A 26027-nucleotide genomic window follows, 5' to 3' on the forward strand; every position below is an offset into this window, starting at 1 on the left:
TGACGGCCTTGCGCCCAAACGATAGTCGGACCTGCGAAAGCGCCCGGCGAGGGGCGCTTGGGGGTCGTGCCGCATGCCGGCGGGGCCGCGGCAGGAAGTCCCTCGAAAAACAATGGAGGCGGCGGGGGCCTTTCGTGGGACCCTGGTCGCCGCCTCGAGGCTGCCGTCGATCCGGGCGGATCGGCGGCGGTCAGTTGGATGCGAGGAACTGTTTCGGATCGACCGGACGCTGTCCCTTGCGGATTTCGAAATGCAGCTGCGGCTGGTTGACGCCGCCGGTGGCACCGGCCCGGGCGATGATCTGGCCGCGGGTGATGCGCTCGCCCTTGTTGACCAGAAGCTCGCTGGCATGGGCATAGGCGGTGACCCAGCCGTCCTGATGGCGGACCAGGACGAGGTTGCCGTAGCCCTTCAGTTCGTTGCCAGAATAGATCACCTCGCCGTCCTCGGCCGCCTTGATCGAAGTGCCTTCCGGGACCGCGAGGTTGATGCCGTCGTTGCGCTCGCCGTTGGCGGAGCCGAATTCCTTGATCACGCGGCCGCGCACCGGCCAGCGGAACGACGGGGTGCCGCTCTTGGCCTCGCCGCGGGTGGCTTGGCCGTCGACGCCGGGCTCCTTGGCGACGGCGATGCTCTCCGTCGTGGTCGGGGCGGGCGTCGGGGCCGGAGCGGCGGCCGGCGGCGCGCCGATCGTGGCCACGCGGGTCTCGCCCGGCTTGCCCGGCATCGGCTTGACGGCGATCTGCGGCGCGGGCACCACGACGGCCGGCGCCGGCATCGGCTTGACCGCAACCTGCGGCGCCGGAGCGGGCGCGGCCGGTGTCTTGTCCGCGAGGCGCAGCACGGCGCCCGAGGGCAGCAGCAGCTTCTGGCCGGGCTTCACGTCGTCGCCCTTAAGGCCATTGGCCTCCTTCAGCTTCGCCTTGGTGATGCCGTAGCTGGCCGCGATCCGCTCCAGGCTCTCGCCGCTGCGCACGATATGCGGGCCGACCTTGACGCCCGTCACGGCCGTTGCGGTCACGCTCGGCGCCTTCACGGTCGCGGTCACCACCGGGGCAGGCGCCGGCCTTGCGACCACGGTCGGGGCGGCAGCCAGGCGCGGCGGAGCCACGGCGACGCGGGGCGCGGCGGGCGCCGGTGCGGCGGCGACCGCCGGGGCCGGCACCGAATAGGTCGGGATGACGATGCGGGTGCCCGGCGTCACGCGCGAGCCGTCGGCGAAATTGTTCGCCTGCAGGATCGCCGAGGATGGAATGCCGTAGCGGCGCGACAGGGTGTCGATCGTCTCGCCCTGCTTCAGCACGACCGCGTTCGGACCGACCTGCCAGCCGTTGGCGGTCGGGGTCGCGATCGGGGCCGGCGCGGCGGCGACGGGCGGCGGGGTGTAGGTCGGCGTGCCATAGGCCGGCGCCGAATAGGTCGGCTGGGTGGCGACCCGCGGCGGCTGATAGACCGGGGCGTTCTGGGCCGGCGGCGGCGCGTAGCCCTGGGTCGCCGGGGGCGGCAGCATCGCCCGGCTGACCGGCGCGGGTGCCGCGTTGATCGAGCCGGTGGTGTCGGAGGCGGCCGGCGCCGGGGTGCCCGAAAGGATGGAGCGCTGGTTATCCGTGTCGCCGAAACGGGCGATTTCAGAGCTGCAGCCGGCCACCGTGGAAGCCATCAGGGCGACCGCGACCGCATGCGAAACCTTAGAAGACCGGGAAATCGTGACGGGCATACGCATCGCAACTCACTCACGCGCACTGGATCAACTTCCGCATGATTAAGCCGCTGTAACGTTGATAAAGCCTTAAGCCGAGGGTTGGGCTCTTGAAATATCGGACGCGATCGTGGCCGATCCGCCACAGTCGAGTCGGAATCCTCAGTGCGGTCGCGCCGCCGTTCCGGCCAGAAGGCCTCCATCGATGACCAGTTCGGCGCCGGTCATATAGGCCACCTCGTCGGAGGCGGCGAGCACGCACAGCGCGGCGACCTCCTCGGGCCGACCGAAACGCCGCAGCGGCGTATCGGCCACGAAAGCCGCCATCCGGGCCGCCCGTTCGGGGCCATCGCCGAGCATCGGCTCCCACATCGGCGTCAGCACGGCGGCCGGATGAATCGAGTTGCACCGGATGGCGAGACCCTGTTCGGCGCACCAGAGCGCCACCGTCTTGGTGTGGTTGCGCACCGCCGCCTTGGAGGCCGCATAGGCGGCCGCGGCCGGGATGCCGACCATACCGGATCGGGACGAGATGTTAACGATCGCCCCCTGCCCGGCCGGCCGCATGGCCCGGATGGCATGCTTGCAACCGAGAAACACGCCGTCGAGATTGGTCGCGTGCACGGCGCGCCAGTCCGCCAGACTGGCATGCTCGGGATCGTGGGCGACGAAGCCGCCCTCGAAGCCGGTGATGCCGGCATTGTTGACGAGGATGTCGAGCCGGCCATGCGCGGCGACGGCGGCTGCGACGACGCGCTCCCAGTCCGCCTCGACGCGGACGTCCAGCCGCTCGAAGCGGTGCGGGGCGCCGAGCGCGGCGGCCACGGCCCGGCCGCCGGCCTCGCCGATGTCGGTCGCCCAGACGATCGCCCCCTCGACCGCGAAGGCCGCGGCCACCGCCGCGCCGATGCCGCGTGCGGCCCCGGTGACGATCGCGATCTTGTCCTGCAGTCGTTTCATGCCGCCTCCGGACCCGGTTCGGGAGCCCGGGATCGCGAGCGAAGGCGGCGGAACCATGGCGGCTGCCGCCGTTGAAGGCCCGGTCCGGCGATCAGCCGACCAGGGCGTCGACCGCGGCGCCGAGCGGCAGGTCGATCGCCCGGATGTTCTGGTCGGCGAGGAATTTCGCCTCGTTGCGCGTCAGGGCCGCGGCGTCGACAACGGCGAAATGCGGCCCGGCCGACCGCTTCATGATCTGGCGGGCATAGGTGCGCAGCATCTGGTCGTGGAAGCGGCAGCCGACGAACAGGAAGCCGCGCGTCGCCCGCCGCACCTTGACGGCCTCCGGGATCGGCGACTGGATGTCGATCTCGGTCAGCACCTCGACATAGTCGGAATCCGCGACCAGGAAATTCCTCGCCGGCCGGATGCCGCCATGCGGCGCATAGAGCACCGTCGCCGCCGCCTCGGCCGCCTCGGGCAGGATCTCGGCGCCGGAGGGGCCGTAGGTCCGGGTCCAGATGTCGCGGAATTCGCCGGCGCGGGTCACGCCCTGAATCTCAGCGAAATCGGTCCGGCCCGCGCGCCTGAGGCCCGCCGCCATGGCGCCCTCGTACCAGGTGTCGACGATCAGCGAGAGCGGCAGCGCGGCGAGGCCGGCATGCAGCCGGTTCGGCGCGACCGCATGGGCGAAGATGTCGGCCATGAAGGCCTGCAGCGTCTTGCGATGGCGGCGGCTCTCGATGAACTGGGCGACCGACCACATCGAATTGCGGATGCGCCCGGGCGCGGGCGCCCGCTTGTGCAGTTCGGCGGCGACCGCCTCCGGCGTCGCCGGCACCGGTGCGGGTCCTTCCAGGCCGATCAGGGCCGGCCCGAGATAGGGCACCAGCTGGTCGGCGGCGAGCCGGGTCCGGATGTCGGCCAGGACGGCTGGAGCCGCGGCGGGGGCGACGATGTCGAGTTCGATCGTGGCGGCCATTTCAATCCTCCCCGCCGAGCTTGCGGGCGTTGACGGTGATCGGCAGCCGGGTATCGGCCGGCATGTCGGGCAGGATCAGGGTCCAGCCGTTCTTGAGTTTCACAGAGCCGCCCCAGAGCGTGTCCTTCTCGGTCTCGACGATCGGCTCCTCAAGGTCCTTCTTCGGCACATAGGCCGAGAGCCCCTTGTCGCCGCGGCGGATCATCACTTTCATCGGCTTACTCCCCGGAAGTCGGTGCGGTCGGAGCGGCAGGCCCCGGCGCCATCGGTCGTCATGCCGTCGCTTCGGGCCCGCCGGCTCTCGGGCGCGCGCGCACCGGTTCGGGCTTGTCGAGGCTGACCAGTTCCTTGCCGCGCATGCCCACGATGGTGCCGCGGTCGATCCATTCGACGGCATAGATATAGAATTGCTGCAGGAAGGTTCCGATGTCGCGCACATAGCCGACATCGCCCTTGGCGACCAGCATCTCACCGATATCCTTGCCCCGATAGGTGCCGTCATTCTTGACATATTTGGTCGATCGCACCTTCTCTCCGGGCATGAAGACAGGGGGCTTGCGGATTTCGATCTCCTGTTCGACGCCGAGACCCATCATTCCTCTCCCTGTTCCAGTCGTGATTGCGCCATCTCGCGCACGCTCTCGTCGGCATCGGCCAGCAGGCGGACGACCAGTCCGGCCGGCAGCCGCTCCGCGCACAGGAAGCGGACCCGGAAATCCGGATCGCCGGTCATCAGCACCAGCCGGTCCGGCGCCAGCCGGCGCGCCACCTCGACCCGGACCAGCGGATCGGGATCGGCGACGAGGCCGGGCAGCGCATAGTCGGGCGCGCGCCGGGCGACCTCGCGGCGCACCGAGGCGTCGATATCGCGGAGGAGCCGGATCAGCAGCGCCGGCTCCGCCCGCCGGGCAGCAGCCAGCCGCACGGTGTAGTCCGGGTCCTCGAACAGCACGCCGAGATCGTCGCCGGCCAATCTCATGGCCAGGGCGATGCGGACGCGTGGCTCCGGATCGTCCTTCAGCGCCCGAACCCGGCTGAGCGGCAGCCGCAGGGCGACCATGGCGCGCACATCCGGCTCGGGATCGTCCATCAGGCCGACCAGCCGGAACGGCGAGGCATAGCGGGCGGCGAGCGTGCGGACCTCGAAATAGGGATGATCGAGGTAACGCTCGGCGTGACGCGGGTTGGCCGCGAAGAAGCGGTCGATCCGCCGGCCGCGCCGGTCCATCACGCAGGTTCGGCCGAACTCGCAGCGGCCGGCGGCCCGGGTCTCCTCGTGCGGGCAATCCGAACAGGAGACCGGGTTGCCGAGCCAGTCGGTCGGCCCCTCGTCGGGATCGAAATCGGCACCCGCATCCGCCATGGCGGCCGGCCTCCCCGCTCGTCGCAGTGCTCGGACCCGATGGCCCGGCTCAGGCCGCCTTCACGCAGGTGTTCGGCACCGGGCAGACATTGGCGCATTGCTGCACGTCGAAGGCGCCCTCGCATTCGGTGCACTTCTTCGGATCGATGATGTAGGTCTCGCCCTTGAACCGGATCGCCGCCGAGGGGCACTCGAATTCGCAGGCGCCGCAGGCGGTGCACTGGGAGGCGATGATCTTGAACGCCATGGGTCTCTCCTTGACTTCCGGGGATGGAGACGACCGGCGGCCTTTCCCGCCGGTCCGGTGGGAAGGGTTCAGGCGACGGCCTGCTCGATCGCGCGCCCGAAGGTCGCCGCGTAGAGGGCGCCGATCGCGGTCTCGATGTAGTCGAGGGCATAGCGGTCGGTCGCCGTGATGCCGGCCGCCGTCAGCATGTCCTGCGGGCAGTCGCCGATCTTGGCGCAGAGCACCACCGCGATGCCCTCCAGCGCCGCGATCACCCCGTCGAGCGTCGCGTCCTCGCCGAAGCCGCCCATGCAGTAATTGTCGACCTTGCGGTGGCCGACGAAGGCGATGCCCTTCGGTGAGGCCTCGTAGACCTGGAACTCGCGGGCATGGCCGAAATGCTCGTTGATCCGGCCGCCGCCCTTGGTCGCCACCGCGACCAGCAGTGTGCCGCCCTCCTGGGCGCTGTCCTTGACGGTCGCAACGGCGGATTGCTTGGCCGCGACATGGTCGCCGCGCTCCTTGGCGACGACCTCCCGATAGGCCGCCCGCCTGGCCGGGTCGTAGGCGACCGCCTCGGGCAGCTGGTCGAGGGTGAATTCCTGGCCACGATCCTCGCCGAGCAGGCCGACCGCATCGGCACGGCATTGGCGGCAATGGCGCATCAGCTTGGCGCCGCCTTCGAGCCGGTCCTGCAGCGCCTTCAACTCCATGGCGGTCGGCCCGCGCTGGCCGGTCAGGCCGTAATGGGTGCCGTGCGCCGGGTCGGAGATCAGCGGCATGACATTGTGCAGGAAGGCGCCGCGCGCCTTGACCCAGCGATTGACCTCGATCAGGTGCTCGTCGTTGACGCCCGGGATCATGACCGAGTTGATCTTGGTCAGGATGCCGCGCGCGGTGAGCATCTCCAGGCCGAGCATCTGCCGCTCGTGCAGGATCCGCGCGGCCTCGATGCCGTGCCAGCGCCGGTGCTGATAGAAGATCCAGGGATAGATCTTCGCCCCGATCTCCGGATCGACCATGTTGATCGTGATCGTGACGTGATCGACGTTCATCGCCGCCAGTTCGTCGACATGGTCCGGCAGGGCCAGACCGTTGGTCGAGATGCACAGCTTGATGTCGGGAATGTCCTTGGAGATCTGGTTGAAAGTCGCCCTGGTCTTGTTCCAGTCGTAACAGGCGTCGCCCGGGCCGGCGATGCCGAGCACGGACAGTTGCGGCACCTCGTTGGCGACCGCGATCACCTTGCGCCGGGCCTGGTCGGGGGTCAGCTTCTCGGAGACGACGCCGGGCCGGCTCTCGTTGGCGCAATCGTATTTCCGGTTGCAGTAGTGGCACTGGATGTTGCAGGCCGGTGCGACCGCGACATGCATGCGCGCGAAATAGTGGTGCGCCTCTTCCGAGTAGCAGGGGTGATCCTTGATCCGCTCCCAGACATCCGCGTCCATGTCGTCCGGCTTGGCGGACGATCCGCAGGACGAGGACGCGCAGCCGCCGGACTTGGCGGTGGCTTCGAGCGCCTCGAAGTCGATCGGCTGGGCCAGACTGTCGAGCGAGATCATCAGCGGCTGGTTCATCCTGGTCACTCCCCTCCGAGTGTGGTCGGGGACAGGATCGCAAGCCGCGCGCCAGGATTTTTATCGTTTGATTTCAGTATGATGAACGAAATCGACAGAGTCCCGGCACGGAGTCCGACAGCCGAATGTCGAGACCCCGACAAGGATGAACGATATTTTTACCCGGATGATATTGCCTTCAAAATAATATCCGGGTAGAAATCGCGACCCGTTCGGAGGCTCACGATGATGACGACGACAGCGACGACCACGACCGTCACCGCATTCCTGGACGGCCGGCGCCTGGCGGCCGGACCGCGCGCCGCCGTGGCGCAAGCCCTGTCCGCCCTGTCGGAGGAAGGCCAGATCATGGCGCTCGTCTTCGACGACAGGTCCGGCGGGCAGGTCGATCTCGATCTGAGCGGGGGGCCCGAGGCGATTGCGGCCCGCTATGCCGAGGCCATGGCGCCGACCGGCGCGCCGGACAACAGCAACGACGAAGCCGGCAAGGCCGGTACTTCCGACGAGGCCGGTAGAGCCGGCCGGGGCCGCCCGAAGCTGGGCGTGGTGGCCCGCGAGATCACGCTGCTGCCGCGGCATTGGGACTGGCTCGCCAGCCAGCCGGGCGGCGCGTCCGTAGCCTTGCGCAAGCTGATCGATCGGGAACGCAAGCAGGCGGCCTGGGACGACATGGTCCGCGACCTGCGCACGGCGACGCAGCGGTTCATGACCGCCATGGCCGGCGACCTGCCCGGCTACGAGGAGGCCAGCCGCGCGCTCTATGCCGGCGACCACGCCCGCTTCGTCGCCGAGACCGAAGCCTGGCCCGCCGACATCCGCGACCACGCCCGCCGCCTGGCCGAGGGCGCGTTGGCCTGACCGGACGGCGCCGCCGGCCCGGGCGGGCAGAATCCGACATTTCCATCCCGCCGATGGCGGATCGAATTGACCGCGTCATCCAAGAGCAGGCGGTTCGGCTTGGGCATGCGAACGGACTCCGGCGATCCCGAGCGGACGAGCGGCCCTATCGCAGCCCGCAGTGCGTCCGACCCCGTTCGCCCGTGGCGGCCCAGCAATGGCAGCGAGCGTCAGTCCACCGTCTTCCAGTCGTCGAGCAGGAAGGTAGTCGACGTACGGGCACCATGCGCCGTGATGCGCTTGCCGACCAGCCTCTCCAATTCTTCGTCCTGAAAGGCATTGCCGCCCTTGCGGCGCAGGATCAGGGGCGCGCGTCCCCCGCCCTCGTTCAATACGACCGCGGTATGGTCGCTCTTCGATCCGGCGCCGACACGGCGGCGCTCGACCGTTCCCAGCACGGCTTCCATGACGACAGGCATCAGCGACTCTCGCTCAGTTCGATTTTCACCAGTCGATCGTTGGCGACAGCGACATTGAGGACTCGGATGCGCACGGACTTTCCCGCCCCCTCGATGCGCTGACAGTAGACCACATTGGCGCGAGTCTCCATCCGAGCCTTGAGCTGTCGGCCGAGGACCGCGCCGCCGCGGACGTCTAGAACACGTGGTTTGACCTTCGAAAATCCATAGCGTCCGGCGATGCGGTCCAGTGCGTCGTCGAAGCGCAGATGGAAGTTGCCGTCGATCTCCTTGCCGGTCAGGTAGAGAGCCTGACCGGCTGCGGCAATGCCCGAAGCCTTCAGAACCGCGCGGCTCTTCACATTGAGCCCCTGCAATTCCGGCATCGCAAAGGCGAGATCGGTTCTACGCACCGCCTCGGCACAGGCCTGGATCGACGGATCGCCCAACAGGACGAACTGGGCCAGCGTCTTCAGATTGGTCGGATTGGCCAGAGACTGGCTGCGCACGAATTCCTGCCGCGCCTCCAGTAAGGCGCGCCCGAGCGTCAGACCGCGGCGCACGCCCGCCATGAAAAGGTGCGTCAGGACATCGGCCTGTCCGTTCGAATCGGCAGGTCCATAGGCGATGTTGGTCGAGCCCAGAAAGCCGACTGCGCCTTGATCCAGATAGGTCAACGCGATCGGCAGGGTGCCGCCGGTCAGATCGGGATCGAAAAGTTGTGCGCCGTAGCAGCATTCCGCGACCGCTACCGTTCCCGCTCGGACAGGGCCGGCAAGGCCCGTGCTCGTCAGCGCCACCGGCATGGATGCGTCGTCCTGGCCATAGAACTGCACGTCGCTGTCCGCGCCGTGGCAATTGATGAAATGCGGCAACCGGCCCAACGCGACATCCAGCCCGCTCGGGCCACTCGGCGGACTGACGAGCACCTCGCGATCCGACCCGAACACCTTCTCGATGCTGAGCCTAGTCGAGACGTCCCACACCTTAGCGGTCAAGGCGAAGGGAACGGCGAAATCCGAACGCGCGGCGGGCTTATGCCGGACCAGACGGTCGATCTGACGCAGCATGAAGCCCAGCGAATCGTGATCGGCCGGCGGCGCCGGAAGGCGGCCGACGACGCGAGTGACGGCCCCGTATCTGGTAGGATACGGTGAATAGGGGGCGCTGCAGGCATAGGGCAGATCGCTCGGGATGTTCGGATCCGGGTCTTCATGTAGCCCCTTCGGCATCCGGAGGTCGACATGCGGCAGGATGTCCGGTCCGTCGAGCAGCACGAAGAAGTCTGGATTGAGGGCCTTGTCGAGCCCGTCGATCGCAGCCTTCAATTGCTGCGCACTCTGGCGAAGCGTCACCGGCGGCGACGATATATCTGCCATCTGCCGCGCGTCGTCGACATCGACGATGCGCGTCTCGATCCCACGCGCGGCATCCGCGGCAATCAAATTCGCTAGCGATTCGTCCAGGCGGCGCAGCCCGTCCTCACCATATTTCTCAACACTTGCAGTGCGGTTGCGGATGATCAGCTTCAAGGCGCGCCCCCGATCTATTCTCACGCTGCGATGGAGCGTAACGATAGATTGGAGAATATTCCCCTTCAAGTTGTTTAATCATTAAGTGCCCGCAAACCTCCCCTCGACCGCAGACCGTGAGCCGGTGCAACGCCGCAGCCGGCTCCCGGCCTTGCCTCCGGTCAATACCGCTTCATCTCGACGCCGTAGCGCTTCAGGGCGTAGCCGATCTGGCGGGGGGTGATGCCGAGCAGGCGGGCGGCCTTGGCCTGGACCCAGCCGGTCCGCTCCATGGCGTCGATCAGCCGATCCTTCTCGGTCAGGCGCGACCCGAGCGCCGGACAGGTGCCATCGCCGGCATGTTCGCAGGTCTGCGGGTCGGCGGTGCGCGGCCCGGATGGAGCGGCCCCCGCGGAGGGAAGCCCCGGGGTCGCCGGCCCGTGGGATGAGAAGTGGGATGAGCCGCGGGACGGGCCGTTCGGCGCGGCCATTGGGAGCGCAGCGGCAGCGGATGGGGTCGGCAGCGGTGCGGCCGCACCGGACTCCGCTGCGGGCACCCGGGCGGGCGCGGGGGACGGCGCCGGCGCGCGCGCCACCACCGGCGTGACGGCACGACCGGCCGCCAGATCGCCGACCGCGTCGGAAGGCGCGCGCTTGCCGTGCCCGGTCCAGAGCAGCGCGGACAGGCAATTGCCGGAGGCGCAGGCGAAGTCGTCATGCTGGATCAGGCTGCCGCGCGCCAAGGTGGCGGTGCGGCGGACGCAGTTCTCCAGCTCACGCACATTGCCGGGAAAATAGCAGGACTTGAGCAGGTCCATGGCCTGCCCGGAGATATCCAGCTTGCGCCCGTTTTCCCGGTTGAAGCGATCCAGAAAGGAACGGGCGAGCAGCGCGATGTCGCCGGGGCGCTCGCGCAGCGGCGGCAGGAAGACCGGCACGACGTTGATGCGATAGTAGAGATCGGCGCGGAATTCGCCTTTCGCGACGGCCTCTTCGAGATTCTTGTTGGTGGCGCAGATCAGGCGCACGTCGACCTTCAGCGTGCGGTTGCCGCCGACCCGCTCGAACTCGCCCTCCTGCAATACCCGCAAGAGTTTGGCCTGGAAGCTCGCCGAGATCTCGCCGATCTCGTCGAGCAGCAGCGTGCCGCCATGGGCCATCTCGAAGCGGCCGGCCCGCTGCGTCAACGCGCCCGTAAAGGCGCCCTTCTCGTGACCGAACAGTTCCGATTCCAGCACGCTCTCGGGCAGCGCGGCGCAGTTCAGCTTGACGAAGGGCTTGGCCTTGCGTGGCGACAGGTCGTGGATCGCGCGCGCGAACAGTTCCTTGCCGGTGCCGCTTTCGCCGCGTAAGAGCACGGTCGAATTGGACTTGGCGACGATCGCGATCGTCTCCAGCACCTTGCGCACCGGCAGGCTCTCGCCGACGATGCCGCCGACTTTCGGCGTCGGCACCCGTCCGCGCGCGGCCAGTTCGTCGCCGAGCGCCTTTTCCAGCGACCGGCGCTCGTCGAGCAGGCGCTGTCGGTCGGCTGCCAGAATCTTGTGCAACCGTACCGTTTGCCCGACCAGGTTGGCCACCATGGCCAGGAAGCGCAGGTCCTCGTCGAAGCGGAATTGCGCGCCGCCGTCCCAGACCCGGTCGATGGTCAGCGTGCCGAGAACCCGGTCGTCGGCCTTGATCGGGACGCCCAGGAAGGAGACGCGCCCCTTCAGATCACGCCCGCCGGAGCCGGACGCGCCGGCAAAGAGCGGGTCGTTGGCGATGTCCTGCACCACCATCGGGGTCGCGGTGGCGACCAGCCGGTCGATCACGGATTGCGGCAGCGTCTCGATCGGCCGGCCCTTGGCGTCGCCGGCCCAGCCGGCGGTGGCGACGATCTCCGGATCGCCGGCCTCGTCGAGGATGACGATCATGCCGAGCCGCATCTGCAGGAACGAACTCATCACATTCACGACGCCGGTCAGCAGGCGCTCGAGCCGGACCGGTTCGGTCAGGATCTTCGAGATCTCGTAGATGCCAAGAAGCGCGATGTCCGACGATGTCTGGCTGCGTCGCATGGGAGCTTTCGCGGGTTCAAACTGACATGCATTCTCGACGAGCGTCACGGCGTGTTGCATGGCCGGTCCCCGTATACGAAAGGCCTGACGGCATTGCGAAATCTTCGATTGCTATCAGGTTGCCACCGAATGACGGTACTGTCTTGCGCGAATTGCCGGCAAACGCATCCATTACTGCTTATTCGCACTGCACATCGACAAACCGACTGTCCGTCTTTTTGCGTAGACCGTCGCCGTCAAAGCAGCTGTCCGCCGTTGATGTTGATCTCCTCACCGGTGACGTAGCTGGCGGCGTCCGAACACAAGAAGGAGACCACGGCGGCGACCTCCTCCGGCCGGCCGAGACGCTTCATCGGAATGAGCGGCACGAAGCGCTCCTCGGTTCCCGGCGACAGGATGTCGGTGACGATCTCGCCGGGTGCGACCGCGTTGACGCGGATGCCGTAGGGGGCGAAATCGACCGCCATCTCGCGGGTCAGTGCGGACAGCGCCGCCTTCGAGGTCGCGTAGGCGGCGCCGGCGAAGGGATGCACGCGGGTGCCGACCACCGAGGTGATGTTGACGACTGAGCCGCGCGCGCGGGCGAGTTCCTCGAACAGGCCGCGGGCGAGCAGCAGCGGCGCCAGGAAATTGACGTGGAAGACGCCCATCCAGAGCGCATCGGGCGTGGTCAGCGCGTTCAACCGCTCGCCCGCCGCGCCTTTCGGCGAGACGCCGGCATTGTTGACCAGCGCATCGAGCGGGGCGCCGGCGAGCCGGCGGCGGATTTCGGCGATGCCCTCCGGCAGGCCGTTGCGGTCGGCGAGATCGAGGCGGATATGGTCGTCGGGGCCCGTCTCCCAGGGGCAGAGGCCGGCATCGAAGGGATGCCGGGAACAGGTCAGGATCCGCCAACCCTCGGCGGCGAAGCGCTTGACGATGGCGTGGCCGATGCCGCGGCTACCGCCCGTGACGACGACGGTGCGCCGGCGCTGCGGGTCGGCGGCCACGGGCTCGCCATGCGGAAACGGGCAGCGGCCGGCAGCGGGCGGATCCGAAAGGGCCAGCATCCGCGCCCTCCCCTACTCGGCCGCCGCGGCGGCAAAGCCGAGCGTCTCCAGCGCCACGGCGGCCGACTGGATCACAGCCGCGAAGCGCACCGCCGTCTGGATCGTCGCCGCGCCGATGCCGGCCTCGCGCAGCACCTTCTCGTGGCTGTCGATGCACAGGCCGCAGCCGTTGACCGCCGAGACGGCCAGCGACCAGAGCTCGAAATCGACCTTCTCGACCCCCGGCTTGCCGACGACCGACATGCGCAGCCGGGCCGGCATGGCACGATATTCCGCATTCGTGGCGAGATGCACGAAGCGGTAGTAGATGTTGTTCATGGCCATGATGGCCGCCGCCGCCCGCGCCGCGTCGAGCGCCTCCGGGGCGAGATGCGGCGCGGCCTCGGCCTCCAGCGCGGCGGCGACCTCGCCGTTGCGGGTGGCGTGGCCGCAGGCGACCATCAACCCGTATTTCTGCTGCGCGGTCAGACCGTCCTCCTCGGCGATCGAGGAGAGGTTCAGGCCGACGTCCTTGGCATAGGCCGGCAGGCGTGCCTTGAGCGCGGCAATCGACATGCGTCACTCCGATCTCGACGGATAGCGGGAGCCCGAGGGCGTGTTGGCGGAGGCCGTCCGGTGCGCGGCCGAGACGCGGCCGCGCACCGGGGATCAGGCGGCCTTCAGGGTCGCACCGCCGACATCGCGGTTGCACGGGCACAGTTCGTCGGTCTGCAGGGCGTCGAGCACCCGCAGCGTGTCCTTCGGGTTGCGCCCGACATTGAGATTGGTCGCGTAGACATGCTGGATCGTGTTGTCGGGATCGACCACGTAGGTGATGCGATAGGCGACCCCGTCGGGCGATCGGATGCCGAGACCGTCGACCAGCAGGCCCTTGGTGTCGGCGAACTGCCAGATCGGCAGCCGGTCGAGATCCTTGTGGTCGCGCCGCCAGGCCAGCTTGACGAACTCGTTGTCGGTCGAGCCGCCGAGCACGACCGCATCGCGGTCGGCGAAATCGGCGCCCAGTCGGGCGAATTCGGCGATCTCGGTCGGGCAAACGAAGGTGAAGTCCTTCGGATAGAAGAAGATCACCTTCCACTTGCCCGCAAAGCTCGCCTCGGTCAGCGTCTCGAAGGCGGAAACGCCGTTTTCCACATGGCTGTTGAAGCCGGGTCTGACGCCGACGATCTCGAAGGCCGGCAGCTTGTCACCAATTCCGAGCATGGCACCCTCTCCGCAATGGACCGAGGGATAGAATGCAGGCATCATGCCACCCATTAAAATATTGATTTCATGATATTTTTCTGGCACGCCCGGAATTGTCGAATGTCGCCCCTGTCGGAAAGCCGACATCACCCCGGCGGAACGCGGAGGGGGCGAGCGGGTGGGACACGGCCGCCCGCCTCCGCGGCACGGCCGCCTCTGTGTGCCGTCGGCGACGCGCAAGTCCCGATGCGGAATCTGCAAGGCATGCCCGCAATGCAAAAACGTCGCATTGTGCAGTGCCGCAAAATTGGCTATACACAATCCCGCAACGGTGACGTTGCAGCCCTCCTTGGGCGTTTCCTCCCTAGACTTAAGACCGCCCTCGAAAGAGCCGGCGGTCTTTTTTTGACCCGCAGTGCCGGCTGGTGCCGGACCGTCGCGACCGGCAGCAGCAACAGCCCGGCGGCCGAGCCAGGCAGCCCGGCGACTGTCCCGAGGGCGGGCGCTCCCGGTTGCAGACTCCGGTGGAAAACCTTTGTTAACTTTCCCGCGCCGCCCGGGCTCCTGTACTCTTGAATGAGTCGCGGTTTGGCAGGGGGCGGCCATGGACGACGACATCGATCTTGAAATCGATACCATGTTCGCGCGAACCGCGTTCACGCATCTTCTGCCGCTTAAACGTTTGGGCGTACCGGTCGCATCGCTGACGGCCTGTGGCCCGGCGGTGGGTGAACGGTCGATGCTGATCCTCGAGACCTTGCTTGAGGAAGCCGGATTTTCGATCAACGATCTGGCCGTCACCCGCGACGGCATGACCTACCGGGTCAAGCCGCATGTCGCACGCGAACTCGGCTTCCGGCCGATGGTGCTCGACACCCAATTGCGACGGGTCGACGGGCGGCGGGTCTGGTCTGCCGTCACGGCCGATCAGCGGCGCGGCCTCGCCGTGACGGAGGCCGGGGTCGTGGTCGGGCTGCGCTTCACGGCCGCCGCCCTGCCCGTACAGACTGCACCCGACCGGATCGTGCCCGATCACATCCCGCCTCTGCGCATCGCGGCGGAGTAGGCCCGCCGGGCTGGAGCGACTTGAGGCCCGGCGCCCGACCCCATGATCTTACGTTACGGTATCGTTGCCGGCGCGGGGATGCCCGCCTTCGCCCGTGCGGCAACCAGCCGGCAGGCGACACGGGTTTCCGTATCGACGGCCACCAGAGGCGGCGGTGCCACGCGGCAGGCCGGCTCAACCAGCGGGCAACGGCTGGCGAAGGCGCAGCCCGCCGGACGGTCGATCGGATTCGGCACCTCGCCGGCCATCGGCGCGCGGTCGCGATTGGGCGCCTCGACATCCGGCACGGTCTCGATCAGCAGCCGGCTGTAGGGATGGCGCGGGGTTGTGAAGACCGCATCGGCCGGGCCGGATTCCACAAAGCGGCCGAGATACATCACCGCGATATCGTCGGACAGGTGCCGCACCACCGAGAGATTGTGGCTGATGAACAGGTAGGTGAGGCCCAGTTCGGCCTGCAGCTGGCGCATCAGGTTGAGCACCTGCGCCTGGACGGAGACGTCGAGCGCCGAGGTCGGCTCGTCGCACACCAGGAGATCGGCCTCGGTGGCGAGCGCCCGGGCGATCGAGATGCGCTGGCGCTGACCGCCGGAGAATTCATGCGGGAACTTGACGGCATCCGTGGCCGCGAGGCCGACCAGGCCGAGCAGTTCGCGCACCCGCGCCGACCGGGCCGCCGCCCCGGACAGGAGACCCAGTTCCACCAGCGGCTCGGCGACGATGTCCTCCACCCGCCAGCGCGGGTTGAGGCTGGCATAGGGGTCCTGGAAGATCATCTGCAGCCGCGGCCGGCGCGGGCGGCCCTCGGCGTCGGGCAGGTCGTGGAGACGGATCGAGCCCGATGTCGGCCGTTCCAGTCCGACCACGAGCTTGGCGAGGGTCGACTTGCCGCAGCCCGATTCGCCGACCACGCTGAAGGTTCGGCCACGGCGGACCTGGAACGAGACCCCGTCGACCGCCTTCAGGATGCGGCGCGGCCGGCGCTCGACGATGCGCGTGATCAGCGGCGCCGAGACGTCGAAATGGCAGGCCGCATCGACGGCCTCGAGCAGGATGGCGTCAGACGCGGACATCGGCGGCCTCCGGCAGGAACGCAGCCGCAGCCGCCGCGTCGGCATGGATGCAGGCGGCACGATGGCCCGGTGTGGTCGGCTGGCCGGACTCGGTTCGAGGGCCCGAGACGATCTCGGCCAGCGGCGGCACCGCGGCGCGGCAGGCCGGCTCGGCCTTCGGGCAGCGCGGATGGAAGGCGCAGCCCTGCGGCATGGCGTCGAGGCGCGGCATGGCGCCGTCGATCTGGGCGAGCGCGGCGTTACGCCGGCGCATCGACGGGATCGAGGCCATCAGGCCGGCCGTGTAGGGATGGCGCGGGCGGCGCAGCACCTCGGCGACCGGGCCGATCTCGACCACCCGCCCGGCATACATCACCGCGACCCGGTCGGCGGTCTCCGCGATCACCCCCATGTCGTGGGTGACCAGCATCACCGCCATGCCGCGCTCGCGACACAGCCGCTTGATCAGGCTGGTGATCTGCGCCTGGATCGACACGTCGAGCGCGGTCGTCGGTTCGTCGGCGACGAGCAGGACCGGGTCGGCGGCGAGCGCCAGGGCGATCACCACGCGCTGGCGCATGCCGCCGGAGAACTGGTGCGGATATTGGCCGATGCGTTCCTCGGCGGCCGGGAAGCCGACCTCCTTGAGGAGCGCCAGGGCGCGTGCCTCCGCGGCCGTGCGATCGAGCGGCAGATGGGCGCGGATCGTCTCGACCAGCTGGTCGCCGACGCGGATCAGGGGATTGAGCGAGGTCAGCGGGTCCTGGAACACGACGCCGATGCGCCGGCCGCGGATGCGCCGCATGGCGCTCGCGTCGAGCCCGTCGATGCGCGTGCCTTCCAGCATCACGGCGCCGCCGGCAAGCCGGCCGGGCGGCTCCAGGAGGCCGATCACGGCCGTCCCGGTCAGCGACTTGCCGGCCCCGGATTCGCCGACCACGCCCAGGATCTCGCCCGCCGCGATCTCGAAACTGACGCCACGCAGCGCCGGCAGCACGCCGCGCCGGGTGTCGAAGGCGACCTCCAGGCCGCGGATGTCCAGAACCGGCCCCGCACTCATGCTTCGCCCCTCACCACCGGATAGGCCGACGAGAAGATGTCCTCGACCGGCGGATGCCCCCAGGTGCGGACCGGATAGAGCGCGATCAGCTTCTCGAACTGGGCCTGCGCGCGGCGCTTGTCCGCCGCCTCGTCGACGCCCGGGATGACGCCGTCGAACATCGACCAGCGCCCGTCGACCATGACATGGCGCACGTCGCGGCCATGGCCGGCGAGCAACAGGGTCTGGATCGGATCGATCTGCTGGCCGAAATGCGGGCGGTCGAAATCGACCACGATCAGGTCGGCCTTGCTGCCCGGGGCGAGCCGGCCGAGATCAGGCCGCCGCAGCGCATCGGCGCCGTTGAGGGTGGCGGCATCGAAATAATGCTCCGACCGGCAGGCGGTCGAGCCGTCCATGACGCGCGCCAGGATCATGCCGACCTGCATGTTCATGATCATGTCGGGCGGCGCCGTATCGGTGCCCATGGCGACGTTGAGGCCCATCTCGCGGTAGCGCGTGAAGGAGCGGATGACATTGCCGTGCCGCCCGGAGACCAGCGGGCAATGCACCACGGTGGCGCCGTGATCGCGGATGATCTCCAGGTCGCGGCCGGGGCGGTCGATGCCGGGCACGCCGGAGACCCAGGTGGCATGCGGCAGGAGCGTCATGGCACCGAAGATGCCGAGACTTTCCAGCCATTCCGGCGGGCTCATGCCACGCAGCTTCAGCACCATCTCGTATTCGATCTTCGACTGGCAGCAATGCAGCCGGACCGGAATATCCATCTCGCGAGCCGCGGCCGCGGTGCGGGTCAGCAGGTCGGGCGTGCAGGTCTCGATCCGGTCGGGCGCCAGCATGGCGCGGACGAGGCCGCCTGCCCGGCCCTCGACGTCGCGCGCAAAGGCGAGCGCCGCGTCGAGGCTTTCGAGCCCGCGCGCCTCGTCGAACCAGGGTTCGATCTGCCCCTCGGCGACCAGAACCTGATTGCCGGTGCGATAGGCCGGGCCGAGATAGACGCGCAGGCCCAGCTCCTCGGCTGCCGCCGCCGCGCCCTCGAACTCGTCGCGCGTCTCGCCCCAGGCCCGGTAGAACAGCGAGGCGATCGGCAGCGCCGTGGTGATGCCGTTGCGCAGGAGCGAGGCGAAGGCGTAGCGCTTCTGGAAGACCAGTTCGTCCTCCGACAGCATCTCGAACGGGCCGGCCTCGAGATAATCCTGCGGCCAGACGCGGCCCTTCTTCCAGGCCGGCTGGTTGTCGAAGCCGAGGATGGTCGTGTCGAGATCCGACAGGGCGTCGAGATCGACGAAGCCCGGCGCGATCATGGCATTGCCGAAATCGAGCCGCCGGGCGACCTCGCCGGGGAAGCCGTGGCCGACGAAGATCACGCGGTCGTCCTCGACCACCACCTCGCCGTCGGCGAAGAGCACATGCCCGCCGCGCCCGCCCGCGGTGCCGGCCCGGTGGCCGACCACCCAGCGGGCGGTCATGAGCGTCCGGCCGGTGACCTGCGCCGGCGCCATCACGGCGCCTCCCGGAGGACTGCGCCGTCGCGCGCCACGACACGGCCGCGCTTGATCACGATCCTGTTCGCCGGCCGCGACACGACCGCCTCGGTGATCGCCGCGCCGGGCACGATCAGGAGATCGGCGACGCAGCCGATGTCGAGCCCGTAGCCGGCCAGATCCATCACCCGCGCGCCGCCATGGGTGACCACGTCGAAGGCCAGTTCGACCTCCTCGTCCTTGCGGAAATTGTTGCGCAGGCCAAGGAACATGGCGCGTTCCAGCATGTCGGCGTTGCCGTAGGGACCCCAGGTGTCGCGGATGCCGTCCGAGCCCGAGCAGAGACGCACGCCGGCCGCGGCGAGTTTGGCGACCGGCGGCGCCGGGCGGCTGGCCGGACCGGTGGTCATGATCGCGATGTCGAGTTCGGCCAAGGCCGCGATCAGCGGATCGACCAGCGCCGGATCGGGATCGCCGAGGCAAAAGGCGTGGCTGACCGTGACCTTGCCGGCCATGCCGAGCGCGCGGGTGCGCTCGATGATCAGCTCCATCGAGAAGGCCCCCATCGTGCCGCCCTCGTGCAGATGGATGTCGACCGGCTTGCCGTAGCGCTCGGCCAGCCCGAAGACCACGTCGAGCTGGCCCTTCGGGTCGCGGTCGATGGCGCAGGGGTCGAGACCGCCGACCACGTCCGCGCCCATCTTCATCGCCTGATCGAGCAGTTCCGCCGTGCCGGGCCGGATCATCAGGCCGGATTGCGGGAAGGCGACGATGTCGATGTCCATGATGTCGGCATAGTCGGCGCGGGTCTTGAGCACGCCCTCCATGCCCCACAGGCCGATCTCGGTATCGACGTCGACATGGCTGCGGATCGCGGTCGAGCCCATGCGCGAGGATTGCACCACCTGGCGGGCGGACTGGCGCGCCGGATCGATGTTGATCAGCTTCTTCAGCCGGCGCTCGTTGTCGATCTTGTCGATCAGCCGCGGCCCGGCATCATGCGGGCGCCAGCCCATGCCCCACAGCGACTTGTCGAGATGGGTATGGGCCTCGACCAGGCCGGGCGTCAGGATCGCCCCGGCCCCGTCCAGCACCTCGACGCCCGCCGGCACCGGCAGATCCGGGCCGATCGCGGCGATCCGGCCGGCCTGGACATGGACATCGGCGGCGGAACGCGCCATCGGGCGGACGTTGCGGATGAAGAGATCGTGGCTCATCGGGCGGTCCTCGGTCGGGGCGCGCAAGGGTCGGGGCGGGTTCAGCGGAGCTTCGGGTTCAGCGCGTCGCGCAGCCAGTCGCCGATCAGGTTGACGGCGAGCACGATCAGGCCGAGCTGCAGGGCGGGAAAGACCACCACCCACCAGGAGCCGGAGAAGAGATACTGGTTGCCGATGCGGATCAGCGTGCCGAGCGAGGGCCGCGTCACCGGCATGCCGACGCCCAGGAAGGACAGCGTCGCCTCCGACAGGATGGCGAGGCCGAGATTGAGCGTCGCGGCGACCAGCACCGGCGTCAGCGTGTTGGGCAGGATGTGCCGGCGCATGATGCGCGCGGCGCTGACCCCGATGATGCGCGCGGCGAGCACATATTCGCGCCGCCGCTCGACCATGGTCGAGGCGCGCACCGTGCGGGCATATTGCACCCAGCCGGTCAGCGCGATGGCGCCGATCAGGATCACGGCCGAGAAGTTGTCGCGGATGCCGGCCGGCAGCAGGCCGCGGAAGATGGCGCTGACCAGGATGGCGACCAGCAGCGTCGGGATGCTCAGCACCGTGTCGGCGAAGCGCATCAGAAGCATGTCGGTGCGCCCGCCGAAGAAGCCGGCGACGAGGCCGATCGAGACGCCGATCGCCATGGCGGCGGCGACGCTGGCCAGCCCGATCAGGAGCGAGACGCGCGTGCCGTAGAGGATCGCCGACAGCATGTCGCGGCCCTGCGGGTCGGTGCCGAGGATGAAAGGCCATTCGCCGCCCTCGACCCAGACCGGCGGCAGTTCCGCCTTGTCGACAAAGAGCTGCGACAGGTCGTAGGGGTCCTGGGGCACGAACAGCGGCGCCGCGAAGGCGCTGACCACCAGGATGGCGAGCAGCAGCGCGCCGAGGATCGCGGTCGGCGACTTGCGAAAGCTCCAGCCGAGATCGCTGTCGAGGAAGCGCCGCAGCGCATGCGGGCGGGCCGGCGGGGTCGTCGCTTCAGCGGCCATGTCCGCCTCCCACGGTGTCGACGCGCAGGCGCGGGTCGACCAGCGCATAGGTCATGTCGACCAGTGTGTTGACGGCCACGAACACCGCCGAGACCACCATCAGGTAGCCGGCCATGACCGGGATATCGACGAAGCTGACCGCCTGCACGAACAGGAGCCCCATGCCGGGCCACTGGAACACGGTCTCGGTGACCAGCGCGAAGGCGATCAGGTTGCCGATCTGCAGGCCGGTGACGGTGATCACCGGCATCAGGCAGTTGCGTAGCGCATGGCGGAACTGGACCGCCGGCTCGGACAGACCGCGGGCGCGGGCGAAGCGGATGAAGTCGGCCCGCATCACCTCGAGCATTTCCGCGCGCACCAGCCGCATGACCAGCGTGACCTGGAAGAAGGAGAGCGTGACGGCCGGCAGGATCAGCGCGGTCAGGCCGGATTTGGTCAGAAGGCCGGTCGACCAGCCGCCGAGCTTGACCACCTCGCCGCGCCCGAAGGCCGGCAGCCAACCGAGCGTCACCGAGAAGACCAGGATCAGCAGGATACCGACCGCGAAGCTCGGCAGCGAGACGCCGAGCACGGACAGGAACTGCAGCGCCTGCGCCAGGAAGGATTTTCGGTGGACCGCCGTGTAGACGCCGAGTGGAAGGCCGATCAGGAGCGACAGGACGGTGGCGACGATGACCAGCTCGAAGGTCGCCGGAAAACGCTCCGCGATCAGCGGGAAGACATCCTGCTGATTGCGGTAGGAGATGCCGAAATCGCCGCGCGCAGCATTGGCGACGAAGGCGAGATACTGCTCGGGAACCGAGCGGTTGAGGCCGAGCCGCTCGCGCAGTTCGTCGCGCTGCTGCTGGCTGGCCTGCTCGTTGAGCATCAGTTCGACCGGATCGCCGACGAAGCGGAAGATCGTGAAGGCGATCAGGGCGACGGCGAGCATCACCCCGACCGCCTCGGCGAGGCGCTTCACCAGAAAGGCGAGCATCGACAGTCTCCGTTAGGCCGCATGCGGACCGGCCGGCAGGCCGAACCGGGACGGCGGCGGATGCGCGGTCTCGACCGCCGCATCCGCCGCCGCCGGCGTCACTTCACCTTGGCGAGCCAGAGGCGCGGCTTGTTGTCCGGGCTCTGCACCATCACGTCGACCGAGCCGGAGCGGATCGCCCAGGCCATCGGCTGCTGGTGCATCGGAATGAAGATGATCTCGTCCTTGGCGATTTTGAGCGCCTCGGTCATCATCGGGATGCGCTTCTTGGGATCGAGCTCGACGCCGCCCTTGTCGGTCAGTTCGTCGATGCGCGGATCGCCCCAGCCGCCCCAGTTGAACACGCCCGCCGACCCGCTCTTGGAATGCAGCACCTGCACCAGCAGCGAATAGGTGTCGATCATCGGCTCGGTCGCCCAGCCGAAGGTGATCACGTCGAACTCGCCCTTGACGCGCTTCGGCGTCTGCTGGGCGCGCGGCGCGATCGAGAGGTTCGGCTTCAGCCCGGCGCGCGACCACATCGAGGCGACCGCCTGGCAGAGTTCCTCTTCGTTGACGAGGCTGTCGTTGTTGCAGTTCATCAGGAACGAGAAGCCGTTCGGATAACCCGCTTCGGCCAGGAGCTTCTTGGCGCCGTCGAGATCGAAGGGCGGGCGCTTGTCGAGGTCCGGCACATAGCCCGGGATGGCCGGGGCGACCAGCGAGCCGGTCGTGCGCGACAGTCCGCGCATGACGCGCTTCTGCACCGCGTCGGCATCGATCGCCTGGTAGAGCGCCTGGCGGACGCGCTTGTTCTTGAAGGGATTCTTGTCGGTCACGTCGCTTTCGACAAGCTTGTCCTTCATGTTGAAGACCATGTAGACGGTGCGCAGTTCATTCGACTGCAGCACCTTCACGTCCGGCGAGGCGGTCAGGCGCGGCAGGTCCTGCAGCGGCGCCAGATTGGTGAAGTCGATCTCGCCCGACAGCATGGCGGCGACGCGGGTCGCCGACGAGGTGATCGGGGTGAACTCGATCCGGTCGATATTGTGGACCGGCTTGTCCCACCAGTCCTTGTTGACGACGAACACGGTCTGGGCGTCGGCGCGGCGGGATTCGATCTTGAACGGGCCGGTGCCGTTGGTGTTGCGCGTGGCGTAGTTCTCGACGCCCTTGCCGCTGTCGGTCGGCAGCAGCGCGTCGTTGGCGACCATCCACTCCTTGTCGAGGATGTAGATGTTGGTCAGGTCGTTGAGGAGTAGCGGATAGGGGCCGTTGACCTCGATGTCGACGGTGAAGTCGTCGACCTTGGTGGCCGACTTGTAGGCCGGCAGGTTGCCCTTGAGCGGCGAGGTCGGATGGGTGACGCGCTCGAGCGAGGCGATCACGTCGTCGGCCGTGAAGGCATTGCCGTTGTGGAACTTGACGCCCTTGCGCAGGTGGAAGCGCCAGACGGTCGGCGACACGGTCTCCCAGCGTTCCGCCAGCGCCGGCTCGATCTTGAGTTCGCCGGTGTAGCGGACCAGGCCCTCATAGACGTGGTTCAGCACCGAGAGCGTGAAGGTCTCGCCGAACGAGTAGGGATCGAGCGAGGCGATCTCGCGGCCGGCACCCCATTTCAGCGTCTTCGCCTCGGCCGACGCGCCGGCCAGCATGGAGAGCGCGGCCACCGCCGCCAGGAGATTGCGCTTCATCGACATGGGTTCTCCCCCGATCCCGCGTCGCGGCTCCGTTGCCGCGCGCTTCGTCACGACCATGGCTGGCCGATTTCGTCGACCATCCGATACCCATATGGTATGCAGTATTGTCGCCGACGGGCCAAGAGGCTGCGCGCCGCAAATAGAGGCAAATCGCGGTGCACGCGCGTTCTGCGGCCCATCCGGAGGGTTGATTTCCCTGCAATCCCAGCGCGGTTTCAACCGTCCGGCATGCCGAAAATTTCCGCACTTGGTATGCGATTGAACGTTCTATATGTATGCGAAATGCCATTGTGGGAGCGCGCCATGCGCGAACCGAAAACCAAGACCGAACCCGCGGCATCGGCTCCGGCCGGCGCGGAGCCCGACGGCAAGGCCGGATCGCGGGCGGCGCTCGTCTACCGGGCCTTGCGCCGCGCGATCATCGAGCAGGCGCTGATGCCCGGCTCCAAGCTGCCGGAGGACGCGATCGGCGAGCGGCTCGGCGTCAGCCGCACGCTGGTGCGCGAGGCGCTGGCGCGGCTTGCGACCGAGGGTCTGGTCGAGCTGCGGCACAATCGCGGCGCCACCGTCGCCTATCCGAGCCTGGAGGAGGCGCGCGACGTGTTCGCGGTGCGCCGGGCGATGGAGCGGCTGGTGGTCGAGGAATTGAGCGGCCGGCTGACGCGCGAGCAGGTGCAGACGCTGCAGGCCCATGTCGCGGCCGAGGATCGGGCGCAAGGCCGCAACGGGCCGGAATCGATCCGGCTGGCCGGCGAATTCCATCTGCTGCTGGCCGCCATGACCGGCAATGCCCTGCTCGAGCGCTACGTCAACGAGGTCGCCTCGCGCTGCTCGCTGATCCTCGCCATCTACGGCCGGCCGCATTCCTCCGAATGCGCCGTCAACGAGCACCGCGAGCTGATCGACGCGCTCGTCTCCGGCGACGCCGCGCGCGCCATCCACCTTATGGACCACCATCTGGAAGCCGTCATGGGCCGCGCCCTCATCAAGGCGCGCGCCGAACCCGACATCCGCGACGTGCTCGCCGCCTATGCGGAGACCGAGGGCCTGGAGCCCGGTCCCGCCCGCACGCCGCCCAAAGCCCGCTCGCGCGCGAGGACCTGATGAGCCTGACCGACGACACCCTTGCGGCCGCCCCGGCCCGGCCGGCGGCCGACCCACTCGCGATCGGCTTCGATTTCGCCGCCCTGACCCCGCGCGAGCGCTACAAGATCCTGATCGGCACCGTCATCCCGCGGCCGATCGCGCTGGTCACGACCGTCGATCGCGACGGCCGCGCCAATGCGGCGCCGTTCAGCTTCTTCAACTGCCTTTCGGCCGACCCGGCCATCCTGGCGCTCGGCGTCGAGTTCCGCTCGGACGGCTCGTCCAAGGATACCGGCCGCAACATCCGCGACACCGGCGCCTTCACGGTGCATATCGTGTCGGATGCGATCATGGACGCGATGAATGTCTGCGCCGTGCCCTTCGCGCCGGAGATCGACGAACTGGCCGAGGCGGGACTTGCGACTGCGCCCGGCACGGCCGTGCCGAGCCCGCGCATCCTGGCGGCGCCGGCCGCGCTCGAATGCCGGCTGCACAGCTTCCTGGACATCGGCTCCTCGCGCGAGATCATCCTCGGCGAGGTGCTACACGTCCATATCCACGCCGATGCGGTCGATCCTGTCCGCCTCCATGTCGACCACCGCGGCATGGACGCGATCGGCCGCATGGGCGGCCACGGCTATGCCCGCACGCGCGACTATTTCGACCTGCCGACGATGTCGGTCGCCGACTATGCGGCGCGGCAGGCGAAAGGATAGCGGCGGCTTCGGACCGGGCGCCCGTGGCGCCCGCCGCTCGGCTCAGACCGAGCGCCCGCCGTCGACCTCGATGGTCGTGCCGGTGACGATGCGGGCGAGGTCGGAGGCGAGATAGAGCACGGCGGCGGCGACATCCTCGGGGCGGACGATCTCGCCCATCGGGATCATCGCCGCGAAGGACTGTGCGGCCTCCGCCACCGGCTTGCCATGCGTGAAGCCGCTCAGCATCGGCGTCTCGGTGGCGCCCGGATTGACCGCGTTGACGCGGATGCCCTCCTTGGCCAGTTCGAGCGCCAGCGACTGCGTGACCGCGATCGCCGCCGCCTTGGAGCCGGCATAGGCGGCCAGACCCGGCTTCGGCCGGACGCCGACATTGGAACAGATGTTGACGATCGAGGCCGCGCCGGCCGCCCGGAGCGCCGGCAGGCAGTGCTTCGCGGTCAGGAACAGCGAACGCACGTTGACCGCCATGATCCGGTCCCAGGCCTCGGCCTCCATCGCGTCGATCGGCGTGAAGGACTGCGGAATCCCGGCGCAATTGACGAGGATGTGCAGCGGTCCGCCGACCCGGGCGGCAAGCCGGGCGACGCTCGCCTCGGCGGCGACATCGCAATGCCAGCCCGCCGACCCGTCGATCGCCGCCGGCGCGTCGCTCTCGGGCAGCCCGATATCGGCGACGATCACCTCCGCCCCGCTCGCCCGGAACAGGGCCGCGATCGCCCGCCCGATCCCGGAGGCGCCGCCGGTGACGAGGGCGCGCTTGCCGGCGAGGAGCGTCGGCGTGGCGCCGGTCGGAACGGAGGGCAGAGCCATGGG

26 protein-coding genes are annotated in these 26027 nt (G+C 68.6%); 4 read left to right on the plus strand and 22 right to left on the minus strand.

Annotated elements, in window-relative coordinates; genetic code table 11:
- Positions 1 to 190 precede the first annotated feature (190 nt).
- From KL771_RS11860 to nifB, 8 genes are all read right to left on the minus strand, one after another.
- A complete protein-coding gene (locus tag KL771_RS11860) occupies positions 191 to 1723 on the minus strand; it encodes a peptidoglycan DD-metalloendopeptidase family protein (RefSeq protein ID WP_261968764.1) in 1533 nt (510 codons plus the stop codon).
- Positions 1724 to 1861: 138 nt separating this feature from the next.
- A complete protein-coding gene (locus KL771_RS11865; protein ID WP_261968765.1) occupies positions 1862 to 2659 on the minus strand; it encodes an SDR family oxidoreductase in 798 nt (265 codons plus the stop codon).
- Positions 2660 to 2750: 91 nt separating this feature from the next.
- Positions 2751 to 3620, minus strand: coding sequence for an SIR2 family NAD-dependent protein deacylase (locus KL771_RS11870; protein WP_261968766.1), 870 nt, complete (start codon positions 3618 to 3620; stop codon positions 2751 to 2753).
- 1 nt (position 3621) lies between these two features.
- A complete protein-coding gene (gene nifT, locus KL771_RS11875; protein WP_261968767.1) occupies positions 3622 to 3834 on the minus strand; it encodes a putative nitrogen fixation protein NifT in 213 nt (70 codons plus the stop codon).
- A gap of 58 nt (positions 3835 to 3892) precedes the next feature.
- Entirely contained in the window at positions 3893 to 4213 is a 321-nt protein-coding gene (locus KL771_RS11880) for a nitrogen fixation protein NifZ (RefSeq protein ID WP_261968768.1), read from the minus strand.
- Positions 4213 to 4983, minus strand: a complete 771-nt coding sequence (locus KL771_RS11885) for a 4Fe4S-binding leucine-rich repeat protein (protein WP_261968769.1) — start codon at positions 4981 to 4983, stop codon at positions 4213 to 4215. Before KL771_RS11885 ends, KL771_RS11880 begins: the two co-directional genes overlap by 1 nt.
- Positions 4984 to 5032: 49 nt before the next feature.
- Complete coding sequence (locus tag KL771_RS11890) at positions 5033 to 5230, minus strand: 4Fe-4S dicluster domain-containing protein (protein WP_054361003.1); 198 nt, start codon at positions 5228 to 5230, stop codon at positions 5033 to 5035.
- A gap of 68 nt (positions 5231 to 5298) precedes the next feature.
- Positions 5299 to 6786 (minus strand): nitrogenase cofactor biosynthesis protein NifB, encoded by a 1488-nt coding sequence (nifB, locus tag KL771_RS11895; protein WP_261968770.1) that lies wholly within the window; start codon positions 6784 to 6786, stop codon positions 5299 to 5301.
- A gap of 225 nt (positions 6787 to 7011) precedes the next feature.
- On the opposite strand from nifB, the gene KL771_RS11900 reads away from it, so the two are divergent.
- Positions 7012 to 7644 carry a DUF2239 family protein gene (locus tag KL771_RS11900; protein ID WP_261968771.1) on the plus strand — a complete coding sequence of 211 codons (633 nt, stop codon included), beginning with the start codon at positions 7012 to 7014 and terminating at the stop codon, positions 7642 to 7644.
- Between the two features lie 209 nt (positions 7645 to 7853).
- Here the strand turns inward: KL771_RS11900 and KL771_RS11905 are convergent, their stop codons facing one another.
- The 6 genes from KL771_RS11905 to KL771_RS11930 all read right to left on the minus strand — a co-directional run bounded on the left by KL771_RS11905 (position 7854) and on the right by KL771_RS11930 (position 13904).
- Positions 7854 to 8102, minus strand: coding sequence for a hypothetical protein (locus KL771_RS11905; RefSeq protein ID WP_261968772.1), 249 nt, complete (start codon positions 8100 to 8102; stop codon positions 7854 to 7856).
- Complete coding sequence (locus KL771_RS11910) at positions 8102 to 9613, minus strand: C25 family cysteine peptidase (protein WP_261968773.1); 1512 nt, start codon at positions 9611 to 9613, stop codon at positions 8102 to 8104. Before KL771_RS11910 ends, KL771_RS11905 begins: the two co-directional genes overlap by 1 nt.
- Positions 9614 to 9774: 161 nt before the next feature.
- Complete coding sequence (gene nifA / locus KL771_RS11915; protein ID WP_261968774.1) at positions 9775 to 11652, minus strand: nif-specific transcriptional activator NifA; 1878 nt, start codon at positions 11650 to 11652, stop codon at positions 9775 to 9777.
- Between the two features lie 236 nt (positions 11653 to 11888).
- Positions 11889 to 12701 carry an SDR family NAD(P)-dependent oxidoreductase gene (locus KL771_RS11920; RefSeq protein WP_261968775.1) on the minus strand — a complete coding sequence of 271 codons (813 nt, stop codon included), beginning with the start codon at positions 12699 to 12701 and terminating at the stop codon, positions 11889 to 11891.
- A gap of 12 nt (positions 12702 to 12713) precedes the next feature.
- Positions 12714 to 13256, minus strand: a complete 543-nt coding sequence (locus KL771_RS11925) for a carboxymuconolactone decarboxylase family protein (RefSeq protein ID WP_261968776.1) — start codon at positions 13254 to 13256, stop codon at positions 12714 to 12716.
- A gap of 93 nt (positions 13257 to 13349) precedes the next feature.
- Positions 13350 to 13904, minus strand: coding sequence for a peroxiredoxin (locus KL771_RS11930; RefSeq protein ID WP_261968777.1), 555 nt, complete (start codon positions 13902 to 13904; stop codon positions 13350 to 13352).
- Positions 13905 to 14490: 586 nt separating this feature from the next.
- Between KL771_RS11930 and KL771_RS11935 the strand changes: the two genes are divergently transcribed.
- Positions 14491 to 14952: a hypothetical protein gene (locus KL771_RS11935; protein ID WP_261968778.1), complete on the plus strand. Its 462-nt coding sequence runs from the start codon at positions 14491 to 14493 to the stop codon at positions 14950 to 14952.
- 53 nt (positions 14953 to 15005) lie between these two features.
- On the opposite strand, the gene KL771_RS11940 is transcribed toward KL771_RS11935, so the two are convergent.
- From KL771_RS11940 to KL771_RS11970, 7 genes are all read right to left on the minus strand, one after another.
- Complete coding sequence (locus tag KL771_RS11940; RefSeq protein ID WP_261968779.1) at positions 15006 to 16025, minus strand: ABC transporter ATP-binding protein; 1020 nt, start codon at positions 16023 to 16025, stop codon at positions 15006 to 15008.
- Positions 16012 to 17064, minus strand: a complete 1053-nt coding sequence (locus KL771_RS11945) for an ABC transporter ATP-binding protein (protein ID WP_261968780.1) — start codon at positions 17062 to 17064, stop codon at positions 16012 to 16014. Before KL771_RS11945 ends, KL771_RS11940 begins: the two co-directional genes overlap by 14 nt.
- Complete coding sequence (locus KL771_RS11950) at positions 17061 to 18566, minus strand: amidohydrolase family protein (protein WP_261968781.1); 1506 nt, start codon at positions 18564 to 18566, stop codon at positions 17061 to 17063. The genes KL771_RS11945 and KL771_RS11950 overlap by 4 nt, the downstream gene beginning before the upstream one ends.
- Positions 18566 to 19765, minus strand: coding sequence for an amidohydrolase family protein (locus KL771_RS11955; protein ID WP_261968782.1), 1200 nt, complete (start codon positions 19763 to 19765; stop codon positions 18566 to 18568). Before KL771_RS11955 ends, KL771_RS11950 begins: the two co-directional genes overlap by 1 nt.
- Positions 19766 to 19806: 41 nt before the next feature.
- A complete protein-coding gene (locus KL771_RS11960; RefSeq protein WP_261968783.1) occupies positions 19807 to 20751 on the minus strand; it encodes an ABC transporter permease in 945 nt (314 codons plus the stop codon).
- On the minus strand, positions 20741 to 21730 hold the full coding sequence (locus KL771_RS11965) for an ABC transporter permease (protein WP_261968784.1): 990 nt from the start codon (positions 21728 to 21730) through the stop codon (positions 20741 to 20743). Before KL771_RS11965 ends, KL771_RS11960 begins: the two co-directional genes overlap by 11 nt.
- Positions 21731 to 21828: 98 nt before the next feature.
- On the minus strand, positions 21829 to 23409 hold the full coding sequence (locus KL771_RS11970) for an ABC transporter substrate-binding protein (RefSeq protein WP_390866597.1): 1581 nt from the start codon (positions 23407 to 23409) through the stop codon (positions 21829 to 21831).
- A gap of 303 nt (positions 23410 to 23712) precedes the next feature.
- On the opposite strand from KL771_RS11970, the gene KL771_RS11975 reads away from it, so the two are divergent.
- On the plus strand, positions 23713 to 24513 hold the full coding sequence (locus KL771_RS11975) for a GntR family transcriptional regulator (RefSeq protein WP_261968785.1): 801 nt from the start codon (positions 23713 to 23715) through the stop codon (positions 24511 to 24513).
- Positions 24513 to 25211: a flavin reductase family protein gene (locus tag KL771_RS11980; protein ID WP_261968786.1), complete on the plus strand. Its 699-nt coding sequence runs from the start codon at positions 24513 to 24515 to the stop codon at positions 25209 to 25211. Before KL771_RS11975 ends, KL771_RS11980 begins: the two co-directional genes overlap by 1 nt.
- A gap of 42 nt (positions 25212 to 25253) precedes the next feature.
- Here the strand turns inward: KL771_RS11980 and KL771_RS11985 are convergent, their stop codons facing one another.
- Positions 25254 to 26024, minus strand: a complete 771-nt coding sequence (locus KL771_RS11985) for an SDR family NAD(P)-dependent oxidoreductase (RefSeq protein WP_261968787.1) — start codon at positions 26022 to 26024, stop codon at positions 25254 to 25256.
- Positions 26025 to 26027 lie beyond the last annotated feature (3 nt).

The sequence above is a fragment of the Prosthecodimorpha staleyi genome (assembly GCF_018729455.1).
GTDB classification, from domain to species: domain Bacteria; phylum Pseudomonadota; class Alphaproteobacteria; order Rhizobiales; family Ancalomicrobiaceae; genus Prosthecodimorpha; species Prosthecodimorpha staleyi.